The sequence below is a fragment of the uncultured Aquincola sp. genome, from assembly GCF_964001545.1.
GTDB lineage: Bacteria > Pseudomonadota > Gammaproteobacteria > Burkholderiales > Burkholderiaceae_C > Aquincola.
Map to the genome: position 1 here is coordinate 1 of NZ_CAXFDV010000173.1, position 3,352 is coordinate 3,352.

Annotated in this window: 4 protein-coding genes; 3 read left to right on the forward strand and 1 reads right to left on the reverse strand. The window is 73.1% G+C overall.

Annotated elements, in window-relative coordinates; all coding sequences use genetic code 11:
• The coding region (locus ABNT58_RS05955; RefSeq protein ID WP_348752585.1) for a signal recognition particle receptor subunit alpha at window positions 1-752 on the reverse strand (752 nt) is incomplete at its 3' end.
• A 234-nt stretch (window positions 753-986) separates the two neighbouring features.
• On the opposite strand from ABNT58_RS05955, the gene ccsA reads away from it, so the two are divergent.
• From ccsA to ABNT58_RS05970, 3 genes are all read left to right on the forward strand, one after another.
• Window positions 987-1,838: a cytochrome c biogenesis protein CcsA gene (gene ccsA, locus ABNT58_RS05960; RefSeq protein ID WP_348752586.1), complete on the forward strand. Its 852-nt coding sequence runs from the start codon at window positions 987-989 to the stop codon at window positions 1,836-1,838.
• Window positions 1,835-2,071, forward strand: a complete 237-nt coding sequence (locus ABNT58_RS05965; RefSeq protein WP_348752587.1) for a PP0621 family protein — start codon at window positions 1,835-1,837, stop codon at window positions 2,069-2,071. Before ccsA ends, ABNT58_RS05965 begins: the two co-directional genes overlap by 4 nt.
• A partial coding sequence (locus ABNT58_RS05970) for a histidine kinase dimerization/phospho-acceptor domain-containing protein (protein WP_348752588.1) occupies window positions 2,068-3,352 on the forward strand: 1,285 nt, incomplete at its 3' end. The genes ABNT58_RS05965 and ABNT58_RS05970, both read left to right, overlap by 4 nt.

Here is a 3,352-nt window from a genome sequence, read left to right on the forward strand (position 1 = left end):
TCCAGCTTGGTCAGCACGATGCCGGTCAGCGGCAGCGCCTCCTTGAAGGCCTTGGCGGTGTTGATCGCGTCCTGGCCCTGCATCGCATCGACCACGAACAGCGTTTCCACCGGCTTGAGCGTGGCGTGCAGGTCGCGGATCTCGGCCATCAAGGCCTCGTCGATCGCCAGCCGGCCGGCGGTGTCCACCAGCAGCACGTCGAAGTAGTGCTTGCGGGCGTAGTCCAGCGCGGCCAGCGCGATGTCGTGCGGCTTCTGCTCGGGCGTGCTGGCAAACCACTCGGCGCCGGCCTGGCGCGTCACGGTCTTCAGCTGCTCGATGGCGGCGGGGCGGTAGACGTCGGCGCTGACGGTCAGCACCTTCTTCTTGCGCCGCTCGATCAGGTGCTTGGCCAGCTTGGCGGTGGTGGTGGTCTTGCCGGCGCCCTGCAGGCCGGCCATCAGGATGATGGCGGGGGGCTGCGTGGCCAGGTCGAGGTCGCTGACGCCTTCGCCCATGGTGGCGGCCAGCTCCTTGTGCACGATGCCCACCAGCGCCTGGCCGGGGTTCAGCGAGCCGGCCACCTCGGCGCCCAGTGCCTTGTTCTTCACCCGCTCGATGAAGTCGCGCACCACCGGCAGTGCCACGTCGGCTTCCAGCAGCGCCATGCGCACTTCGCGCAGCATGTCCTTGACGTTGTCTTCGGTGATGCGGGCTTGGCCGCGCATCGTCTTGACGAGTTGTGACAGGCGATCGGCGAGTGTGGAGGCCATGACGGTTCCGGGAGCTTCAGGGGGCAGGGGCCGCGCGAGACAGGCGCAGAGGGCGGCCGAAGGGGCAAATGCTAGCAGGCGGGGTGTAGGGGGCCGGGCCGTCACCGCGGCCAGACACGAAGGCGCAGTGGCCCGAACGTACACTGCCGAGGAAACGCCGGGCCGCCCCAAGTTTCCTTGGCCCCCTCGGGGGGCGGACCGGGCGCAGCCCGGACCAGGGGGCCTTTTTCATTCATGAACTTTCTCTCGGGTTCCACCGACGTGGCGGCCCTGTCCGTCTGGGTGCTCGGCCTGGTCGCGCTGGTGGGGTATGCGGCGGCCACCTGGCCCATCGAATCACGCGCGCGCTGGCCCGCCGTGGCGCTGGGCGTGGCCTGGGTGGCCCATGGCCTGGCGCTGGTGCTGGACGTGGGCGGTTGGGGCCAGGAGCTGCGCGGCGCGCGCTTCGGCTTCGCACCGGCGCTGTCGGTCACGGTGTGGCTGGTGCTGGCCATGCACGCGGTGGAAAGCCGCTTCGTGCCCCTGCCCGGCGTGCGCCGGCTGCTGGCGCTGGCCGGCAGTGCCACGCTGCTGCTCACCTTGATGTTTCCGGGCGACGTGCGGGTGCACGTGGGCTCGCCCTGGGTGCCGCTGCACTGGCTGCTGGGCGTGGCCTCTTACGGCCTTTTCGGCGCGGCGGTGTTGCATGCCTCGCTGCTCGATGCCGCCGAGCGCCAGATGCGCCCGCGTGCCGGCCGGCCCGCCCCCACCGGCGGTGTGCTGCCCGCGCCGCTGGGCCTGCCGTTGATGCGGCTGGAGCGCCTGACCTTCCGCTTCGTCGATGCCGGCTTCGTGGTGCTCAGTGCCGCGCTGCTGCTGGGCATCGGCAGCGCGGTGCAGGCGCCGGGGCTGTGGAAGTGGGACCACAAGACCATCTTCTCGTTGCTGGGCTGGGGCACGGTGGCGGTGCTGATGGTGGGCCGCCATGTGCGCGGCTGGCGCGGTCGCCATGCCACCCGCTGGCTGTATGCCGGCGCGGCGCTGCTGCTGCTGGCCTACATCGGCTCTCGTTTCGTGCTCGAGGTGCTGCTGGGCCGCGTGTCATGAAGTACCTGGTGCTGTTCCTCATCATCGGCGTGGTGCTGTATGTGATGTCGCGCAAGCGCAGCGCCCCGCCGGCCACGCCGCGCCCGCCGCGGGCGGGCCGCGCGCCGCAGCTCGAAGGCATGGTGGCCTGTGGCCATTGCGGCCTGCACCTGCCGCGCAGCGAAGCGCTGCCCGGGCCCGACGGCGCGGTGTATTGCAGCGCCGCCCACCGCGACGCCGGGCCCCGCGCGTGAGCCAGTTCGCTGCGCGTGGCCCGCAGCCCGCTGCGGCGCCTGGCGTGGCGGGTGCCGAGCGGCGCCGCCAGGGCCGGCGCGCGACCGACCGCAGCAGCGATGCCGCCCCCACCTGGCGGGGCACGCTGGGCCCCGCCGGCGAGGCCGCGCCGGGCCCGGGTTCCCGCCGCGATGCGCAGCCCGAGCCTTCGGCGTTCCAGCGCTTTTTCCGCCTGTTCGTCGGTGCCCGTGCGGTGATCGGCCTGGCGCTGCTGCTGGCCCAGGGGGCGGGCAGTGCGCTGGGCGGGCGTGCGCTGTGGCCAGCGATGACGCTCAGCGCAGGTTACGCGGTGCAGGCGCTGCTGCTGTGGCTGCTGCCGCGTTGGCGCGGCGCCGGCGTGGGGCCCACGCTGTCGGTGCCCATCACCGCGGCCACCGTGGGCGTGGACGTGGTGGTGTTCTCGGTGCTGCACCTGCTGGACCCGGCGTCCGGCTTCAACTACGTGGCCTTGCTGGTGCTGCCGGTGCTGATGGCGGCGGTGCTCACGCCGCGCGTCACCTCACTGGGCACGGCCGCCGCCGCGGCCCTGGTGCTGCTGGGCGGCGCCTGGCGCGGTACGCTGGCCGGCGGCGACATGGCGGTGCTGATGATGCAGGCCGGCCTGGCGGGCATCGGCCTGTTTGTCATCGCGCTGCTGGCCGGTGAGCTGGCCGGCCGCCTGGCCCGCGAAGAAGCCGCGGCCCGCGGCAGCCTGGAGCTGGCGCGCCAGCAGGCGCAGCTCAACCGGCTGGTGATCGAGCAGATGGCCGACGGCGTGCTGGTGATCGACCGCCGCATGCGGGTGCGGGCCGCCAACCCCGCCGCGCGCCGGCTGCTGGCCGACCAGGGCCTGGCACCGGCCGCCCCGTTCGAGCTGGCGCCGGTGCCGGCCTGGCAGCCGCTGGCGGCGGCGGTGGGCGATGCCTTTGAATTCGGCGGCTGGGGCGAAGGCACGCGCGAAGCCGGCCTGCCCTTGCCGGGCGGTGGCGAGCGGCGCCTGCGGCTGCGGGCCCGCTTCACCGGCCGCCGGGCCGAAGACCGGCTGGCGGCCGGTGAAGAGCTGTGCGTGCTGTTCCTCGAAGACCTGCGCACGGTGCAGGCCCGCACCCGGCAGGAAAAGCTGGCGGCGATGGGCCGTGTGTCCGCCGGCATCGCGCACGAGATCCGCAATCCGCTGGCCGCCATCGCGCAGGCCAATGCCTTGATGGAAGAAGACGCCGCCACGCCCGACCAGCAGCGGCTCACCCGCATCGTGGCCGACA